General features: G+C 68.0%; 20 protein-coding genes. 8 read left to right on the forward strand and 12 right to left on the reverse strand.

The window, feature by feature from the left end:
* The first annotated feature begins 27 nt into the window (after window positions 1–27).
* Together N5D30_RS04825 and dctD are read left to right on the forward strand one after the other, a co-directional pair.
* Entirely contained in the window at window positions 28–1836 is a 1809-nt protein-coding gene (locus N5D30_RS04825; RefSeq protein ID WP_279907939.1) for an ATP-binding protein, read from the forward strand.
* Window positions 1833–3194, forward strand: a complete 1362-nt coding sequence (gene dctD, locus N5D30_RS04830; RefSeq protein ID WP_279907940.1) for a two-component system response regulator DctD — start codon at window positions 1833–1835, stop codon at window positions 3192–3194. Before N5D30_RS04825 ends, dctD begins: the two co-directional genes overlap by 4 nt.
* 4 nt (window positions 3195–3198) lie before the next feature.
* On the opposite strand, the gene N5D30_RS04835 is transcribed toward dctD, so the two are convergent.
* The 6 genes from N5D30_RS04835 to N5D30_RS04860 are packed head-to-tail and all read right to left on the reverse strand — an operon-like array spanning window position 3199 to window position 7581.
* On the reverse strand, window positions 3199–3765 hold the full coding sequence (locus N5D30_RS04835) for a hypothetical protein (protein WP_279907941.1): 567 nt from the start codon (window positions 3763–3765) through the stop codon (window positions 3199–3201).
* The gene (locus tag N5D30_RS04840) at window positions 3762–4871 is read right to left on the reverse strand and encodes a beta-ketoacyl synthase N-terminal-like domain-containing protein (RefSeq protein WP_279907942.1); all 1110 of its coding nucleotides are present in this window, start codon (window positions 4869–4871) and stop codon (window positions 3762–3764) included. The genes N5D30_RS04835 and N5D30_RS04840 overlap by 4 nt, the downstream gene beginning before the upstream one ends.
* Window positions 4868–5131, reverse strand: a complete 264-nt coding sequence (locus N5D30_RS04845; protein ID WP_279907944.1) for an acyl carrier protein — start codon at window positions 5129–5131, stop codon at window positions 4868–4870. The genes N5D30_RS04840 and N5D30_RS04845 overlap by 4 nt, the downstream gene beginning before the upstream one ends.
* Window positions 5116–6300, reverse strand: a complete 1185-nt coding sequence (locus N5D30_RS04850) for an ABC transporter permease (RefSeq protein ID WP_279907946.1) — start codon at window positions 6298–6300, stop codon at window positions 5116–5118. Before N5D30_RS04850 ends, N5D30_RS04845 begins: the two co-directional genes overlap by 16 nt.
* A complete protein-coding gene (locus tag N5D30_RS04855; RefSeq protein ID WP_279907948.1) occupies window positions 6297–7181 on the reverse strand; it encodes an ABC transporter ATP-binding protein in 885 nt (294 codons plus the stop codon). The genes N5D30_RS04850 and N5D30_RS04855 overlap by 4 nt, the downstream gene beginning before the upstream one ends.
* Window positions 7174–7581: a beta-hydroxyacyl-ACP dehydratase gene (locus N5D30_RS04860; RefSeq protein ID WP_279907950.1), complete on the reverse strand. Its 408-nt coding sequence runs from the start codon at window positions 7579–7581 to the stop codon at window positions 7174–7176. Before N5D30_RS04860 ends, N5D30_RS04855 begins: the two co-directional genes overlap by 8 nt.
* Before the next feature lie 82 nt (window positions 7582–7663).
* Here N5D30_RS04860 and N5D30_RS04865 point away from each other — a divergent pair, with 82 nt between their 5' ends.
* The gene (locus tag N5D30_RS04865) at window positions 7664–8215 is read left to right on the forward strand and encodes an isoprenylcysteine carboxylmethyltransferase family protein (RefSeq protein ID WP_279907952.1); all 552 of its coding nucleotides are present in this window, start codon (window positions 7664–7666) and stop codon (window positions 8213–8215) included.
* Between the two features lie 64 nt (window positions 8216–8279).
* On the opposite strand, the gene N5D30_RS04870 is transcribed toward N5D30_RS04865, so the two are convergent.
* Window positions 8280–8711: a hypothetical protein gene (locus tag N5D30_RS04870; protein ID WP_279907954.1), complete on the reverse strand. Its 432-nt coding sequence runs from the start codon at window positions 8709–8711 to the stop codon at window positions 8280–8282.
* A gap of 88 nt (window positions 8712–8799) precedes the next feature.
* Here N5D30_RS04870 and pip point away from each other — a divergent pair, with 88 nt between their 5' ends.
* The 5 genes from pip (at window position 8800) to N5D30_RS04895 (ending at window position 12936) form a co-directional block, all read left to right on the forward strand.
* The gene (gene pip / locus N5D30_RS04875; RefSeq protein ID WP_220816150.1) at window positions 8800–9771 is read left to right on the forward strand and encodes a prolyl aminopeptidase; all 972 of its coding nucleotides are present in this window, start codon (window positions 8800–8802) and stop codon (window positions 9769–9771) included.
* Window positions 9768–10205, forward strand: a complete 438-nt coding sequence (gene dtd, locus N5D30_RS04880; protein WP_279907955.1) for a D-aminoacyl-tRNA deacylase — start codon at window positions 9768–9770, stop codon at window positions 10203–10205. The genes pip and dtd overlap by 4 nt, the downstream gene beginning before the upstream one ends.
* A gap of 156 nt (window positions 10206–10361) precedes the next feature.
* Window positions 10362–11153 carry a transporter substrate-binding domain-containing protein gene (locus tag N5D30_RS04885; protein WP_279907956.1) on the forward strand — a complete coding sequence of 264 codons (792 nt, stop codon included), beginning with the start codon at window positions 10362–10364 and terminating at the stop codon, window positions 11151–11153.
* Between the two features lie 93 nt (window positions 11154–11246).
* Entirely contained in the window at window positions 11247–12209 is a 963-nt protein-coding gene (locus tag N5D30_RS04890) for an amino acid ABC transporter permease (protein ID WP_279907958.1), read from the forward strand.
* The gene (locus tag N5D30_RS04895; RefSeq protein ID WP_279907960.1) at window positions 12202–12936 is read left to right on the forward strand and encodes an amino acid ABC transporter ATP-binding protein; all 735 of its coding nucleotides are present in this window, start codon (window positions 12202–12204) and stop codon (window positions 12934–12936) included. The genes N5D30_RS04890 and N5D30_RS04895 overlap by 8 nt, the downstream gene beginning before the upstream one ends.
* A gap of 24 nt (window positions 12937–12960) precedes the next feature.
* Here the strand turns inward: N5D30_RS04895 and N5D30_RS04900 are convergent, their stop codons facing one another.
* The 5 genes from N5D30_RS04900 to tatB form a co-directional block, all read right to left on the reverse strand.
* Complete coding sequence (locus tag N5D30_RS04900; protein WP_279907961.1) at window positions 12961–14121, reverse strand: hypothetical protein; 1161 nt, start codon at window positions 14119–14121, stop codon at window positions 12961–12963.
* Between the two features lie 19 nt (window positions 14122–14140).
* Window positions 14141–15007: a hypothetical protein gene (locus N5D30_RS04905; protein ID WP_279907962.1), complete on the reverse strand. Its 867-nt coding sequence runs from the start codon at window positions 15005–15007 to the stop codon at window positions 14141–14143.
* Between the two features lie 227 nt (window positions 15008–15234).
* Window positions 15235–15942 carry a 16S rRNA (uracil(1498)-N(3))-methyltransferase gene (locus N5D30_RS04910; RefSeq protein WP_279907963.1) on the reverse strand — a complete coding sequence of 236 codons (708 nt, stop codon included), beginning with the start codon at window positions 15940–15942 and terminating at the stop codon, window positions 15235–15237.
* Entirely contained in the window at window positions 15939–16724 is a 786-nt protein-coding gene (gene tatC / locus N5D30_RS04915; protein WP_279907964.1) for a twin-arginine translocase subunit TatC, read from the reverse strand. The genes N5D30_RS04910 and tatC overlap by 4 nt, the downstream gene beginning before the upstream one ends.
* Complete coding sequence (gene tatB, locus N5D30_RS04920; RefSeq protein WP_279907965.1) at window positions 16721–17086, reverse strand: Sec-independent protein translocase protein TatB; 366 nt, start codon at window positions 17084–17086, stop codon at window positions 16721–16723. The genes tatC and tatB overlap by 4 nt, the downstream gene beginning before the upstream one ends.

The raw sequence follows: 17086 nt of genomic DNA on the forward strand, positions 1-17086 counted from the left end.
ATGCGCCGATCACCCCGGCGCACCGTCATGACCCAGCCTGCCACTCCCTACCGCCCCCGCTGGCGCAGCCTGATCCTGCTGGCCCTGCTGCTCGTCCCGCTGATGTGGCCGCTGCAGTACTTCGCCGAGCGCTACTACCGTGGCGAGCTGCTCGAGCAGAACCGGCAGACCCTCGACCTGTATGTCGCCAACCTGTACGGCACCCTGCGCCGCTACGAGACGCTGCCCTACATCCTGGCCGACCTGCCGCCCCTGCGGGCGCTGCTGGCCGCGCCGGACGACGATGAGCTGCAGGAGACGGCCAACCTGCTGCTGGACCGGGTGCGCCGCGAGACCGGCGCCGACGTGATCTACCTGATGAGCCCGCAGGGGCTGACCCTGACCTCGTCCAACTGGGACCAGATGGACAGCTTCATCGGTCGCGACTTCACCTATCGCCCGTATTTCCGCGAGGCCCTGGCCGGCAAGCACGGGCGTTTCTTCGGCCTCGGTACCACCTCGCGCAAGCGCGGCTACTTCTTTTCGAGTCCGGTACGCGATGGCGACGAGGTGATCGGTATCCTGGTGGTCAAGGTCGATCTGGACGACTCGGAGCGGCTCTGGGGCAGCACCCCCGAGCAACTGATGGTCACCGACAGCAACGGCGTGGTGATCATCGCCTCGCGCCAGGACTGGCGCTTCCGCGCCACCCGCGAGCTGGACAACGCGGAGCGCGCCGCCATCGTCGCCAACCAGCCCTATCCGACCCAGGCGCCCGCGCCGCTGCGCCTGGACGAGCGCGCCTGGCTGATCCAGAGCCGGGAGCTGGCGGAGAGCGGGCTGACCGTCAGCCTGCTCGCGCCACGCCAGCTGGTGGACCGCCCGGTGCGGACCACCCTGGTGGTGGGCGGTGCGGTGCTGCTGGCCGGGCTGCTGATGCTCGGCCTGCTGCTGCAGCGGCGGCGCCACTACATCGACCGTATCGCGCTGGACGCCAAGGCGCGGCGCGAGCTGGAGATGCGCGTGCTGGAGCGTACCCGCGACCTGGAGACCCTGAACAACCGGCTCAAGGACGAGGTGCTGGAGCGCGAGCAGACCCAGCAGGAGCTGCTGCGCACCCAGGACGAGCTGGTGCAGGCCGGCAAGCTGACCGCGCTCGGCACCATGAGCGCCAGCATCAGCCACGAACTCAACCAGCCGCTGGCGGCGATCCGCAGCTACGCCGACAACGCGGGCGTGCTGCTCGACCACCAGCGCCTGGACGACGCCCGCGGCAACCTGCGGCAGATCAGCGAGCTGACCGGGCGCATGGCCTCGATCATCGCCCACCTGCGCGCCTTCGCCCGGCGCGACCGTCACGCGCCGGAGAGCGTGGCGCTGCAACCGGCGCTGGAGGACGCCCTGGCCCTGGTGGCCAAGCGCCGCCGGGCGCTGGAGGTGGAGCTGATCCGCGACCTGCCGGACGCCACCCTGTGGGTGCAGGCGGGCGAGACGCGGCTGCGCCAGGTGCTCGGCAACCTGCTGTCCAACGCCCTCGACGCCCTCGCCGAGAAGGCGCCGCCCCGGCGCATCTGGCTGAGCGTGGAGACGACCGCGGAGGGCGTCGACCTGACCCTGCGCGACAACGGCCCCGGCTTCAGCGAGCAGGCCCTGGCCCATGCCCGCGAACCCTTCTTCACCACCAAGACCCGCACCCAGGGCCTGGGCCTCGGCCTGGCCATCTGCGAGACGCTGATGCGCGCCCTGGGCGGCGAGCTGCTGCTGGCCAATCACCCGGACGGTGGCGCGCGGGTCACCCTGCGGCTGCGCGGCGCCGAGCCCGGCGCCAACCTGCAACCTCCCGAGGAGTTTTCATGAGTGCCATCGACGACCGCGCCCAGGTCCTGCTGATCGACGACGACGAACACCTGCGCCAGGCCCTGGCGCAGACGCTCGATCTGGCCGGCCTGCGCGTCGAGACCCTGGCCGACGCGCGCGGCGTGGCCGAGCGCATCGCGCCGGACTGGCCGGGCGTGGTGGTCAGCGATATCCGCATGCCCGGCGTGGACGGCATGCAGCTGCTGGAGCAGCTCCACGAGCGGGATGCCGGACTGCCGGTGCTGCTGATCACCGGCCACGGCGACGTGCCGCTGGCGGTGCAGGCCATGCGCGCCGGCGCCTACGATTTCCTGGAGAAGCCGTTCGCCAGCGAGGCCCTGCTCGACGGCGTGCGCCGCGCGCTGGAGCTGCGCCGCCTGGTGCTGGAGAACCGCAGCCTGCGCCTGGCCCTGGCCGACCGCGACGAGCTGGGCGGCCGCCTGATCGGCCAGTCCCCGCCCATGCAGCGCCTGCGCGAGCAGGTGGGCGCGCTGGCCGCCATCCATACCGACGTGCTGATCCTCGGCGAGACCGGTGCCGGCAAGGAGGTGGTGGCCCGCGCCCTGCACGATCTTTCCGCGCGCCGTAAGGGGCCCTTCGTGGCGATCAACGCCGGCGCGCTGGCCGAATCGGTGGTGGAGAGCGAGCTGTTCGGCCACGAGCCGGGCGCCTTCACCGGCGCGCAGAAGCGGCGCATCGGCAAGTTCGAGTTCGCCAACGGCGGCACCTTGTTCCTCGACGAGATCGAGAGCATGAGCCCGGACGTGCAGGTCAAGCTGCTGCGCCTGCTGCAGGAGCGCGTAGTCGAGCGGCTGGGCGGCAACCAGCTGATCCCGCTGGATATCCGGGTGATCGCCGCGACCAAGGAGGACCTGCGCGCCGCCGCGGACCAGGGGCGCTTCCGCGCCGACCTGTACTACCGGCTCAACGTCGCGCCGCTGCGCATCCCGCCGCTGCGCGAGCGTGGCGCGGACATCCTGTTGCTGTTCCAGCACCACGCCGAGGCCGCTGCCCGGCGCCACGGCCTGCCGCCCCGCGAACTGCAGACGGGGCAGCGCGCCCAGCTGCTCAGCCACGCCTGGCCGGGCAACGTGCGCGAGCTGCAGAACGCCGCGGAGCGCTTCGCCATGGGCCTTGACCTGGGCCTGGACCTGCCCGGCGGCGCGTTGCCGGCCGGCGACGACGGGCAGAGCCTGGGCGAGCGGGTGGAGGCCTACGAGAAGGCGCTGATCGCCGCCGAGATGGCCAAGGGGCACAGCTCCGTGCGCAGCCTGGCCGAGGCCCTGGGCCTGCCGCGCAAGACGCTGCACGACAAGCTGCGCAAGCACGGCCTGGATTCCGGCGGCGACGAAGACTAGCGCTTCAGGCTGAGGCGTGCAGGTCCAGCCGGCGCAGCTCGATCCCGGCCGTCAGTTCGTCGAAGCCCGTCGCCGGAGCGTCCCCGGCGCCCTCCAGCAGTACCGCCCGCACCCGGAAGTCGCCCAGGTCCTCCACTTCCAGCAGCAGCGCCTGGATGACGCTGCCGTCGGCCAGGTCCAGCGCGGCCAGCCGCTGCAGCTGCGGCCACACCCGCGCCCCGGCGCCGATGAACAGGTTCGGCCCCTCCAGCCCCAGCTGCTGGGCGACATGGAAGCCGGCGGCGTTGCTCACGCTGTTGACGAACTCGAAGGGCTTGGGCTGGCGCTGCTGCACGCACACGGCGTCGAGCAGCGCGCCCATGGTCGGCCGCGCCGGGTGGCGCGAGGCCAGGTACAGGCCGCAGTCGCTGCGCACCCGGTCCTTGAGCAGGGCGGCGCCGAGCAGGGCCTGGAAGATCAGGCGGTCGATGCGCCGTGGTGGGCTGCTCAGGTACTGGCCCAGGGCGGCTTTCAGCGCCTTGTCGTCGAGCGCGGCGCTGCCGCTGATCTCGCTGGCGGCGATGACGGTCATGACGGTTCTCCCGCAAGACAACCCTGCAGGACCAGGCTGGCGTTGTTGCCGCCGAAGCCGAAGAAGTTGGCCAGCAGCAGGGCATCCGGGGCGATGGCCGTCGGCGTGGCCGGCAGCGGCAGCAGCGCCTCGCCGGCGTAGTCCAGCGCCGGCAGCGCGCCCCGGCGCAGGGCGGCGAGCAGCAGCAGGGGCTCGCTCAGGCCGCAGGCGCCGAGGGTGTGGCCGAGCCAGGGCTTGAGCACGGTCAGCGGTGGCATGGCCTCGGGGTAGAGCAGGCGCATGCCGGCGCTCTCGGCCAGGTCGTTGGCGCCGGTGGCGGTGCCGTGCAGCTTGGCCAGGCCGATCTGCCCGGCCGTGACGCCGGCTGTGTTCAGAGCGCGCTGCATCACCCAGTCGATGTGGCTGCCGTCCTCGCGGGTGGTGGTCAGGCTGCTGGTGTCGCAGGCGCTGAAGCCGCCGAGCAGTTTGCCCAGCGGTGCCGGGCCGGGCTCCGGGCCGAGCAGGGCAGCGCAGTAGCATTCGCCGAGGATCAGGCCGTCGCGCTGCGGGTGAAAGGGACGGTAGGCGCCGCTGGGGCTGGTCAGGTCGAGGGCGCCGAAGCCCTGTTGGGCGATGGCGCTGGGTGTCTCGAAGGCCAGCACCAGCACTCGGGCGTACTGGCCGGCGCTGATCAGCCGCGCGCCGTAGAGCAGGCCGTTGGCGGCGCTGGTGCAGGCGGTGTTGAGGGTGAAGGCGTCGAGGAAGCCGTGGCGCTGGCGCAGCCGCTCGGCCATCAGGTCCAGCGGCGTGGAGTGCTCGAAGCGGAAGCCGTCTTCCTCGGCCGCCCGCGCCTCCAGCTCGGTGATGTCCAGCGCGGTGCTGGCGACGATCAGCAGGCAGTCGTCGGCCGGCGCGTCGTCCAGGGTCTCGGCCAGCAGGCGATCCAGGCGTGCATCCAGCGTCTCGTCGCCGGCCACGGCGAAGTAGGGGCGCTCCTGCCGCAGCTCATGCAGCAGGAACGGGCGCGGCTGCGGCTTGCGGTCGGCCAGCAGGTTGCCCGCCACTTCGCCCAGGTCGGCGCCCAAGGCGCTGTGCAGGGCGCCGCGCTGCAGGTAGACCGGCTTCACCGCTGCTTACGGATAAAGGCGGCGATGTCGGCGATGCTGGCGAGGATCTTGCGGCCGTCCTTGGCGCCCTCAATGCGTACGCCGTAGTGCTGCTGCAGGGCCAGCGACACCTGCAGGGCGTCCAGGCTGTCCATTTGCACGCGGCTCTTGGCGCCGAACAGCGGCTCGTCATCGCTGATGCTCTGCCAGTCGATATCGTCTTCCTTGTCGCACTCACGAATCAGCAGTTGCTTGAGTTGTTGTTCTAGTCGTTCGTCCATTGCGTTTGCTGCACTCGTCTGCGGAACAGAAGCCAGCCACCGCCGCCCAGCAGGGCAGCCATCAGCAGCAGGCGGAAACAGTAGGGGGCGATGTCGGCGAGCGAGCCCTGGCCCACCAGCAGGGTGAGGAAGGCGTCCAGCGCCCAGCTCATCGGCGAGACTTCCGCCAGCTGGCCCATGGCCGCCGGCATCACGCTCTTGGGTACCATGATGCCGCCCAGCGCGGCGAGGATGATATTGATCCCGCCGCCGAGCAACAACGCCTGTTCGGCGCTGCGCGCCAGGCCGGCCAGCAGCAGGCCGAGGCCGCAGGTGGCGAGGGTCAGGCTGATGGCAAGTAGCAGATAGGCCGCCGGGCTGCCGGGCAGGGTCAGGCCCTGCAGGCCGAGCAGCGGCAGGCCGTAGACGCCGATGGCCAGCAGCAGGGCGAACTGCACCAGGTTGATGGCGAGATACGGCAGCAGCTTGCTCAGGGCCAAAGTGGCCAGGCTCAGGTCGAGAGCGCGGAAGCGCAGCAGCGCGCCGCTCTGCTGCTCGCGCTGGAAGCCGCCGGCCATCGGCAGTGCGACGAAGAACATGCCGAAGATCAGCCAGGCCGGCACGCTCAGCTGGCTGGCGTTGGCCCGGCCGCTGAGGTCGCCGCTGGCCAGCAGCTCGTGTTCCTCGACCCGGCTCTGGGTGCGCTGCTGCACCAGGGCCAGGCGCTCGGCCAGCGGCAGCCTGGCGTCCACGTCGCCACTGTCCTCAAGGAAGGCGAGCAGACGGGTCTGGGCCAGGGCGATGCGCACCGCGCCGCGCAGGTGCTGGCGCGACAGCTTGTCCAGCTGCGGCGGGAAGCTCAGGGCCAGCCCCGGCTGCTCGTCTTGCAGCAGGGTGTCGGCGAAGTCGGCCGGCAGGTCGATCCGCGTGCTGCGCGCATCGCCGTGGTCCAGCAGCTCGCTGCCCGGCAGCTGGGCGGCCAGGGCGGCGTGGAAGAATTCGCTGTAGGCGCTGGCCTGGGGCGTTTCCAGCGTCAGGCGCAGGGCCGGCGGCTTGTCCTGCAGGTAGTTGGACATGGCGCCGGCCATCAGCACCAGGAACAGGGTCGGCATGATGAACAGCACGGCCAGCGCGTGGGGGTCGTGCAGCAGCAGGAGGAATTCCTTGCGCACCAGGGCCAGCAGCCTCATAGGCGGCCTCCGTTGAGGCGCAGGTAGAGCTGTTCCAGCGACGGGCGGCCGAAGCGCAGCAGGCGCGGCAGTCCGGGCCGGTCGGCGAGGAAGCGGGTGATCTCCAGCAGCTGCGGGCCATCCAGGGCAGGAATGCGCAGGCCGCCCGGCAGCGGCTCGGCCACCAGGTGCAGGCGCGCCAGCAGCTCTTGCAGGCCGGCCGGCTCGGCGTCCTGCCATTCCAGCAACAGGCCGTGGCCGTCGTCGAGCAGCTGGCGGCTGTCCAAGTCCAGGCGCACCCGGCCTTCGTGCAGCAGCAGGATGCGCTGGGCGACCCGCTCGACCTCGTCCAGGTAGTGGCTGGTGTAGATCACCCCGTGGCCCTCGGTGGTCAGCCGCTCCACGGCGGCCAGCAGCAGCTGGCGGCTGGCGGCGTCGACGCCGACCGTGGCCTCGTCGAACAGGTACAGGCGCGCCGGTTGCAGCAGGCCGATGGCGAAGTTCAGGCGGCGCTGCTCGCCGCCGGACAGGCGCGCGGCGCGGCGCGGCAGCTTGTCTGCCAGGGCGGTGCTGGCGATGCACAGTTCCAGGCGGCGGGCGCGCTCGGCGCCGCGCAGGCGGTAGAGGTCGGCGAACAGTTCGAGGTTCTCGCGCACCTTCAGCTCGGCATAGAAGGCCAACTGCTGCGGCACCAGGCCGAGGCTGCGCTCGCCGTTCCAGCGGATTTCGCCCCGCTGCAGCGGCAGCACGCCGGCCAGCAGGGACAGCAGGGTGGTCTTGCCGGCGCCGTTGCTGCCGAGCAGGCCCAGACACTGGCCGGCCTGCAACTGCAGGTCGATGCCCTGCAGGGCCGGGGCATCGGCGCCGGGGTAGCGGTGGGAAAGGTCGATCAGCTCAAGCACGGACCAGCACCAGCAGGAGCTTGCCGTCCAGCAGCAGGCGCTGCCCGGCGTGGATGCTGAAGGCGTAGAGGGCGCCGGCCGGGCTCAGCGCCTCCTGAGTGGCGGCGACACGCAGCTCGCCCTCGCGGCGTGGCGGGTCGAAGTGCAGTTGCAACTGGGACAGCTTGCCCACCAGCGCCATGTCGATGGCGCTATCCTCGCCATATAGGGCACCATGCGCGGCGCACAGCTGGGCGGCGGCCTCGAACAGCAGGCAGGGCGAGGCGTCCGCGCCGAAGGCCGCCAGGTGGTGCCAGGCGGACAACCCCTCGATGCGGCCGGAGTCGTGGCCGAGCAGGGCGTCCAGCCACAGGGCGGGGCCCTGGTGCGGCAGCAGGCTGTGCAGTTGGGTGCGGTCCATTGCGTACGCCAGGAACTGTGAGGCCGGCAGTGTATCAGAGGCCTGGACGCGGCTGGCGAAGCGGCAGAGGGAGGAACGAGGGATGTGGATGCAGGTGGTGGGTTTTCTGGTCGGTTCGCTGATATTGCTCGGCATTTCCTGGCGCACGCTGCGCAACCCCCGGTCCCACGGCTTCTATCGCTTCCTCGCCTGGGAGGCGATGCTGGCGCTGCTGGTGCTCAACGCACCGGTCTGGTTCGAGGACCGCTACGCGCTGCACCAGAAGGTGTCCTGGGTGCTGCTGTTCGGTTCGCTGACCGTGTTGTTCCTCGGCCTCTACCAGCTGCGCCGCGACGGCCGGCCCGGCGAGCAGCGCCAGGACGACGAGCTGTACGCTTTCGAGCGCACCTCGCGGCTGGTCACCGGCGGCATCTACCGCTTCATCCGCCATCCGCTGTTCTGTTCGCTGCTGCTGCTGACCTGGGGCATCGTCTGGAAGGACCTGCACGGCGTCACCCTGCTCTTGGGCCTGGTGGCCAGCGTGCTGCTCTACCTGGCTGCGCGACGCGACGAGGCCGAATGCCTGGACTACTTCGGCGAGGCCTACCGCGAATACATGGGGCGCAGCCGGATGTTCATCCCCTACGTCTTTTAGCAGACGTAGGGCGGGTGAAACCCGCGTATTCCGAACTGAAACGCGGGTTTCACCCGCCCTACGGTCATTCCCAGTCCAGCCGCGCCAGCTTCCACTCGTCGCCCTCCCGCCACCATTCCAGCTTCACGCTGTAGTGGCGGGCGCTGTCCGGGATCAGTCCCTCGGCGCCGGTCAGGGCCACCTCGGCGCGGGTGTGGCCCCGGTCGCTGTAGGTGGGGTCGAGTTCGCTGCGGGTGCCGATGGCGATCACCCGCACCTGCTTGTGGCGCAGGAACAGCAGCGCCATGGTGCGCCGCGCCCAGTCCCGGTCGAATTCCTGGCGGGCGCTGAATTGCGGGTGCAGCAGGTCCAGTACCTCGTCGCTGCGCTTGGCCTCCAGCTCGTCCTGCAGGCGCTGGACGGTCGCCTCCAGCTCGGCCTGCGGATCGCTTGGCGCACAGCCGACGAGCAAGGCGCAGATCAGCAGAAAAGGCAGGGCAAATCGCTGGGTAGGCATGTTCAACTCCCGATTCATGGTTATGATGCCCGGCAGGGTCGGTCCGAGGTGGACCCAGGGAAACTACGCACAGACTCGGGAGTGCGCCATGCTGACTTTGTATCCGGAGATCAAACCCCACGCCCGCCATGAACTGGCGGTGGCGGAGCCGCACGTCCTCTACGTGGACGAGAGCGGTTCTCCGGACGGCCTGCCGGTGCTGTTCGTCCACGGCGGCCCCGGCGCCGGCTGCGATGCCGCCAGCCGTCGCTACTTCGATCCCAACCTGTATCGCATCATCACCTTCGACCAGCGCGGCTGCGGCCGTTCCACCCCGCACGCCAGCCTGGAGGGCAACACCACCTGGGACCTGGTGGCCGACATGGAGCGCATCCGCGAGCACCTGGGCATCGACAAGTGGGTGCTGTTCGGCGGCTCCTGGGGCTCGACCCTGTCCCTGGCCTATGCCCAGAGCCATCCGGATCGCGTGCATGCGCTGATCCTGCGCGGCATCTTCCTGTGCCGCCCGCAGGAGTTCGACTGGTTCTACCAGGAGGGCGCCAGCCGCCTGTTCCCCGATTACTGGGAGGACTACGTGGCGCCGATCCCGGCCGAGGAGCGCGGCGACCTGATGCAGGCCTTCTACAAGCGTCTCACCGGGCCGGACCAGATCGCCCAGATGCACGCGGCCAAGGCCTGGTCCTGCTGGGAGGGCCACACCGCCACCCTGCGGCCCAATCCGCAGGTGGTCGACCGTTTCACCGAGCCGCATCGCGCCCTGTCGATCGCACGCATCGAGTGCCACTACTTCGTCAATAACGCCTTCCTCGAGGAAGACCAGTTGCTGCGCGACATGCCGAAGATCGCCCATCTGCCGGGCGTGATCGTGCACGGCCGCTACGACGTGATCTGCCCGCTGGACAACGCCTGGGCCCTGCACCAGGCCTGGCCCAACAGCGAGCTGCAGATCATCCGCGACGCCGGCCATGCCGCCGCAGAGCCGGGCATCACCGATGCCTTGGTGCGCGCCGCCGACCAGATGGCCAGGCGACTGCTCGACCTGCCCCTAGAAGACGCGTGAAGCTGCTGATCCAGCGGGTGCGTGGCGCCCGCGTCGAAGTTGCGGGAGAGATCGTCGGCGCCATCGACCAGGGCCTGCTGGTGCTGGTCGGCATCGAGCCGCAGGACGACGCGGCGACCCTCGCCAAGGGCCTTCAGCGGTTGCTCAACTACCGGGTGTTCTCCGACGCTGTGGGCAAGATGAACCTGTCGCTGACCGATGTGAGCGGCGGGCTGCTGCTGGTCTCCCAGTTCACCCTGGCCGCCGACACCAAGAGCGGCCTGCGCCCGAGCTTCTCCAGCGCGGCGCCGCCGGCCCAGGGCCTGGCCCTGTTCGAGCAACTGGTGGCCCTGGCCCGCGAACAGCATCCGCAGGTGGCCACCGGCCGCTTCGGCGCGGACATGCAGGTACACCTGGTCAATGACGGGCCGGTGACCTTCCTGCTTGAGGTCTGAGCGCTTCGCTACCGGTCGTCGGCGCGGCGACCTGGCCCGATTCCTGCCTGCTTTGCGACTCGCCATCCACTGTCCGGGCGGTTAGGATTGCCCGCCTTGCCCCGGTGTCCGTGGGGGCGCGTCCTTGAAAATCGAGTTGTCCCCTAGGAGATAGGAATGAAGAAGTTTCTCGCATCTCTGCTGCTTTCCGCCTGTGCGGTGACCGGCCTGGCGCACGCCGGCATGGTCGACGATGCGGTCAAGCGCGGCACCCTGCGCGTCGGCATGGACCCGACCTACATGCCGTTCGAGATGACCAACAAGCGCGGCGAGATCATCGGTTTCGAAGTCGACCTGCTGAAGGCCATGGCCAAGGCCATGGGCGTCAAGCTGGAACTGGTGTCTACCAGCTACGACGGCATCATCCCGGCCCTGCTCACCGACAAGTTCGACATGATCGGCTCCGGCATGACCGTGACCCAGGAGCGCAACCTGCGGGTCAACTTCCCCGAGCCCTTCATCGTGGTCGGCCAGACCCTGCTGATCCGCAAGGAGCTGCAAGGCGAGATCAAGTCCTACAAGGACCTTAACGACACCAAGTACCGCATCACCTCGAAGATCGGCACCACCGGCGAGATGGTCGCCAAGCGCCTGATCGCCAAGGCCCAGTACCACGGCTTCGACAACGAGCAGGAAGCGGTGATGGACGTGGTCAACGGCAAGGCCGACGCCTTCATCTACGACGCGCCGTACAATGTGGTGGCGGTGAACAAGGCCGGCGCCGGCAAGCTGGTGTTCCTCGACGAGCCGTTCACCTTCGAGCCGCTGGCCTTCGGCCTCAAGAAGGGCGACTACGACAGCATCAACTGGATCAACAACTGGCTGCACCAGATCAAGCACGACGGCACCTACGAGCGCATCCACACCAAGTGGTTCAAGAAGAACGACTGGCTGAAAGAGATGGAATAAGCCCCGCGTCGGACTTCGGTCCTCGCTGGTGACGACAGGCCCGGCCCACAAGGTCGGGCCTGTTTCTGTTCCCCGCCATGAGCGAGATTTCCCGTGATTAGAAAACATCGTCGTACCTGGCCCTGGCACATCCTCACCGGGCTGATCCTGGCCCTGGTGGCCTGGGGCCTGTGGTACTCCACCTCGCTGATCTCCTACGAGTGGCACTGGAACCGCGTGCCGCAGTACTTCGCCTACCAGGCCGAGGAAGCCCAGCGCGCCGCCGACTACGGCAGTGTCAGCGCCGTCACCGAAGCGGACGATCTGAGCCGCGTGACCCTGACCGCCGAGGGCGGCGAGGAGCAGGTGCTCGAAGTCGCCAGCGACAGCCTGCGGGTGGCCGAGGGCGACGATGTCAGCGAGGGCGACGAGATCGGCGTCACCCGCCAGTGGGCCGCCGGCCCGCTTCTCTGGGGCCTGTGGACCACCCTGTGGATCTCCGTGGCCTCCGGGGCGATGGCACTGGTGATCGGCCTGGTCACCGGCCTGTGCCGGTTGTCCAGCAACCCGACCCTGCGCGACCTGTCCACCGTCTACGTCGAGCTGGTGCGTGGCACGCCGCTGCTGGTGCAGATCTTCATCTTCTACTTCTTCATCGGCACCGTGCTCAACCTGTCCCGCGAGTTCGCCGGGGTCGCCGCACTGGCGCTGTTCACCGGCGCCTACGTCGGCGAGATCGTCCGTGCCGGCGTGCAGTCGGTGGCCCGCGGCCAGGGCGAGGCGGCGCGTTCGCTGGGCCTGACCGCCGGCCAGTCGATGCGCCACGTGATCCTGCCGCAGGCCTTCAAGCGCGTGCTGCCGCCGCTGGCCGGGCAGTTCATCAGCCTGGTCAAGGACACCTCGCTGGTCTCGGTGATCGCCATCACCGAACTGACCAAGAGCGGCCGCGAAGCCATCACCACCTCGTTCTCCACCTTCGAGATCTGGTTCTGCGTCGCCGCGCTCTACCTCGTCATCAACCTGCCGCTGTCGCAAATCGCCAGCCGCCTGGAGCGGAGGCTCGGGAAAAGTGATTGAAGTCCGCAACCTGGTGAAAGTCTTCGACGCCCGCGGCCACGAAGTACGCGCGGTGGACAACGTCAGCACCACCGTCCGGCGTGGCGAGGTGGTGGTGGTGATCGGTCCGTCCGGCTCCGGCAAGTCCACCTTCCTGCGCTGCCTCAACGGCCTGGAGGAGCTTGACGATGGCTCGGTGAGCATCGACGGCGTCGACCTGGCCAACCCGAAGACCGACGTGAACGCCTACCGCCGCGAGGTGGGCATGGTGTTCCAGCACTTCAACCTGTTCCCGCACATGACCGTGCTGGAGAACCTGTGCCTGGCGCAGAAGATCGTGCGCAAGCGCGGCAAGGCCGAGCGCGAGGCCAAGGCTCAGGCGCTGCTGGCCAAGGTCGGCATCGCGCAGAAGGCCCACGAGTACCCGTCGCGCCTGTCCGGCGGCCAGCAGCAGCGCGTAGCCATCGCCCGCGCCCTGTGCATGGAGCCCAAGGTGATGCTGTTCGACGAGCCGACCTCGGCCCTCGACCCGGAAATGGTCGGCGAGGTGCTGGACGTGATGAAGCAGCTGGCCCAGGAAGGCATGACCATGGTCTGCGTCACCCACGAAATGGGCTTCGCCCGCGAGGTGGCCGACCGCGTGCTGTTCTTCGACCATGGCAAGCTGCTGGAAGACGCGCCGCCGGCACAGTTCTTCGCCCAGCCGCAGGATGCGCGGGCGCAGAGCTTCCTGCGCCAGGTGCTGTAGGGCGTTCTCGCCGGGGCTTGGGCGTCACTCCTGCGCGTGAGCGTCCGGCTCGGGCACACGCAGGCGCAGCAGGGTCCGGTCGTGTACCAGTATTTCGTCGCCAGAGGGAGAGATGGCCAGCAGGCGGGGGAAGGTGTCGGTGGCGATCCGTCCCAGCAGTTTTCGGCTGGGGATGTCCCATACCTCGACGGCATCCTGCTGGCTGGAGATGGCCAGTCGCCCGTTGGCGGAGAGCGCCATGGCCAGCACGTTGTTGTTCATCTCCAGCTCGAAGGTGCGCTGGTAAGGCTCGACCTGGTAGACCTGCACGCGCTTGCGCCATGCGGCGGCGAAATGATCACCGGCGGGATCGGTGACCAGCTCGACGTTGCCATCGCTGGCGAACCAGGGCGCGCGGCCGCAGTGTTGCACCGGTTTCAGCTCGGGCAGTGGCCAGACCCGGCATGCACCATCCGAATCCTGTGCCACGACATGGCGGCTGCCGCGCGTGAGCACGATTTCTCCGGGAGAGATGCCGAGCTTCCACTGGATGCTGTTGTCGCTGAGCGGGTCGTAGAGCATCGCCCAATTGCTGGGGTAGCTGCGTGAGAAGATCTTGCCGCTGTCTGTCAGGGCATAGTCGAAGCCGGCGGGGCTGAATGTTCTGACGGGATATTCCTGGCCGGTATGCCAGTTGACCAGGGTGTCAGGGTAGTTGATGTAGGTGCGGTTCGCGCGAACCGGGCGAGTGTCGCTTAAACCGGGGGGGCGGTGGGTATGCAGGCGCTTGGGTGGGTTTATCTGCTGGATGTTCACCCGGAAATCGTGGGGTTTGTTACGCATATCCCCAGCAGCGTAGTAATAGGTGTTGTCGTCAATGATGCCTGCATACCAGAGGTGAGGAATCGTAGAGCTTTTGGGATCTCCTGTTGGATTTCCGATGAAGAGCGACTCAATGGGTTCTTTCGTGACCAAGGCTGCGGTTTTGACCTGGAAGATGTCCACACCGGCGTACAGATCGCCTATCAGGTAGTGTTCACCGTCCGGGGTATAGGCCATCGTTTTCGGGGCCTGGGAGGTCGATCCGCTGCTGATGGGGATCAGCGGCTTGGCGCTGGCGCGCTGGCTCTCGATATCGTCGTCGCCCAGGGCATGGTTTGTGACCAGTCCGAAAGCCAGAAGAGATAGGGGGATGAGTCGCAGCATGGTGATGTCTCGCGAATGGTTATAGGACTACGTGCACGTAGCCGTAGAAGTACGGCAGGAACTGCCTGACGGTGAGGTTCGCGATCCTGTGGCTGGAGCGGCGATTGCCATCGCCCCAGGTGTAGCATTCGAACTCCAGGAGGGAGTCGAGAAAACTATCCGAGCCGTAGGCGGAGGGCGCCCAGCAGAAGCTGGATCTGCCGACCCGGATGGGAGAGCACAGCACGATCCAGTGGTCGGGCGTGCCCAGAAGGGTTTTCGGAGTGCCCTTGTTCAGCTTGTTGAGCGGTACTTCTCCTCCGACAGGACCGATGATCGCTGCGCGGATCAGCAGGCAGACCAGCCCGCCCATGCCAAAGTGCTGATTGGCCTCCATCAGGGTCTTGGCCGAGCCGCCGAAAACATAGTTGACCTTGCTGTCGGCGCCGCTGAACAGGCCGCAGGATTCGAACCACTCGACCATCTGACCGGCCATGGTGATACCGGCTATTTGCGAATCACCGCTGTTCATACTCAACAAGCCGTTGGATGAGTCGCGCAGGCTGGCCAGCGCCACCCAGTCCACTGGGTGCATTCCTGGCGCCGAGCCATTGCGGCAGGCCTGGCTGGGCTTGACGTGCAGTTGCCCCAGTTTCGCTTCGCCATGGAGCAGCAGTTCCGCCACGTAGCGCTTGTAGACTTCCTTGTGATGTTTGGCCAAGCAGTACATGAAAGCGGCCGGACCACAGAGAGGTGCAAGACCTTGAGCAATGTGGTGCGGGTTTTCGGCGCGCGTATTGATGGCTTCAACCAGGCCAGTGTTGGTATGTGCGCAGACAAAGGCGAGATCGGGATATCCCACACCTGGTGCGTTCAGGAACTCTTCAACGGACGGTTTCTTCGACATGGCGCAATCCTTTGCGTTGGCGGGAGCTGTTTTTCCTGGCGGCTGTGATCAAGGCGAGGGCAAGATCGATCCGGCGTAGGAGGGGTTCCAGCTTCCGTGCTGGCCATAGAGGCGGGTGAGATTCGTTTCCACTGCATTTCAGGGCAGTGACATTCTGCACAGCGCGCCCGGACTTTCCATGGGCCTCGTCACGCTTTGGGGCGTGCTTGAGTGCTCCGAGGCGAATCTCAGAACAGCCGCGCCAGCAGCGCCGTGACCGCCGTTTCCACCCGCAGGATGCGCTCGCCCAGCTGCACCGGCGCGAGTCCTGCTTCGCGCAGTTTGTCCACCTCGTAGGGAATCCAGCCGCCTTCCGGGCCGATGGCCAGGGTGACGGGGGCGGTCACTGCGCGGGGGCAGGGCGGGAAGTCGCCGGGGTGGCCGACCAGGCCCAGGGTGCCGGTTGCGATGGCCGGCAAGCGGTCTTCGACGAAGGGCTTGAAGCGTTTTTCGATGACGACCTCGGGCAGCACCGTGTCGCGGGCCTGTTCCAGGCCGAGGATCAGTTGCTCGCGGATGGCGGCGGGTTCGAGGAAGGGGGTCTGCCAGAAGCTCTTTTCCACTCGGTAGCTGTTGAGCAGCACCAGGCGCGGCACTCCCATGGACGCCACGGTCTGCAGCACACGCTTGAGCATCTTGGGGCGTGGCAGGGCCAGCAACAGTGTCAGGGGCAGCTTGGCCGGTGGCGGTTGATCCAGCTCGATGCGCAGCTCGGCGTGGCGCTCGTCCAGCGCCAGCAGCGTACCGCGGCCCATCGCGCCTCCGAGGCGGCCGACCCGCAGCTGGTCGCCGGTCTCGGCGCGATGCACTTCGTGCAGGTGCTTGAGGCGCCGGCCTTCGAGCACGGCGCGGTCTGCCGCGACGAAGTCGGCGTCCTCCAGCAGCAGCAGGTTCATTGCAGCGGTGCGGGTGGCTGGTCGTCGGGTTGGTCTTCGGGCTGGGCTTCCTCATGGTCGCTGCGCTTGCGCACCAGGCCGCCGAAGAACACGCCGACCTCGAACAACAGCCACATGGGTACGGCCAGCAACGTCTGCGAGAAGATGTCCGGCGGGGTGAGGACCATGCCGACCACGAAGCAGCCGACGATCACGTAGGGCCGGCTCTTGCGCAGGGTGTCGATGTCGACGATGCCGACCCAGAGCACCAGGAAGGTCGCCACCGGTATCTCGAAGGCCACGCCGAAGGCGAAGAACAGGGTCAGGACGAAGTCCAGGTATTCGTTGATGTCCGTCATCATCGCCACCCCGTCCGGGGTCACGCTGGCGAAGAAGTGGAACATCAGCGGGAAGACCAGGAAGTAGGCGAAGGCCATGCCGCCGTAGAACAGGAAGATGCTGGAAACCAGCAGCGGCAGGGCGACGCGCTTCTCGTGCTTGTACAGCCCTGGGGCGATGAAGCCCCATACCTGGTACAGGATGATCGGCACGGCGAGGAACAGCGAGCACCAGGCCGTCAGCTTGAACGGGGTGAGGAAGGGCGATGCGACGCCGGTGGCGATCATCGTCGCGCCTTCCGGCAGGTAGGCACGCAGCGGCGCCGAGACGAAGGTGTAGATGTCCTGGGCGAAGTAGAACAGCCCGGCGAACGCGATGAAGATGGCGATCACGCAGCGCAGCAGGCGCGAGCGCAGCTCGGTGAGGTGCGCTACCAGGGGCATCTCGGTATTCGGATCGGTCATGGCTGGCGCGGCGGCTCCGGGTTGGCCGGGGGAGTGGCGTTGTCGGCGGGCGCGGGCTGAGCCGCGGGCGGCACTTCCTGCGGGGTGGCCGCCGTCGGCTCGGGCGCGACCGGCGTCGGCGGCTGGATCGACTGCTTCAGCTCGCGCTCTAGTTGCAGGATCTGCTCGTTGTGCAGCTGCCGGCGGATTTCATCGGCGCCGACTTCGCGCTCCACTTCCGCCTTGATGGCGTTGAAGCTGCGCTTCAGGCGGCCGATCCACAGGCCGGCGGTGCGCACGGCGCCGGGCAGGCGCTCGGGGCCGAAGACGATCAGCGCCACCAGCCCGACCAGCAGCAGTTCCGAAAAGCCGATATCGAACAC

The sequence above is a fragment of the Pseudomonas sp. GD03875 genome, from assembly GCF_029840585.1.
In the GTDB taxonomy this organism is placed as follows: Bacteria; Pseudomonadota; Gammaproteobacteria; order Pseudomonadales; family Pseudomonadaceae; genus Aquipseudomonas; species Aquipseudomonas paralcaligenes.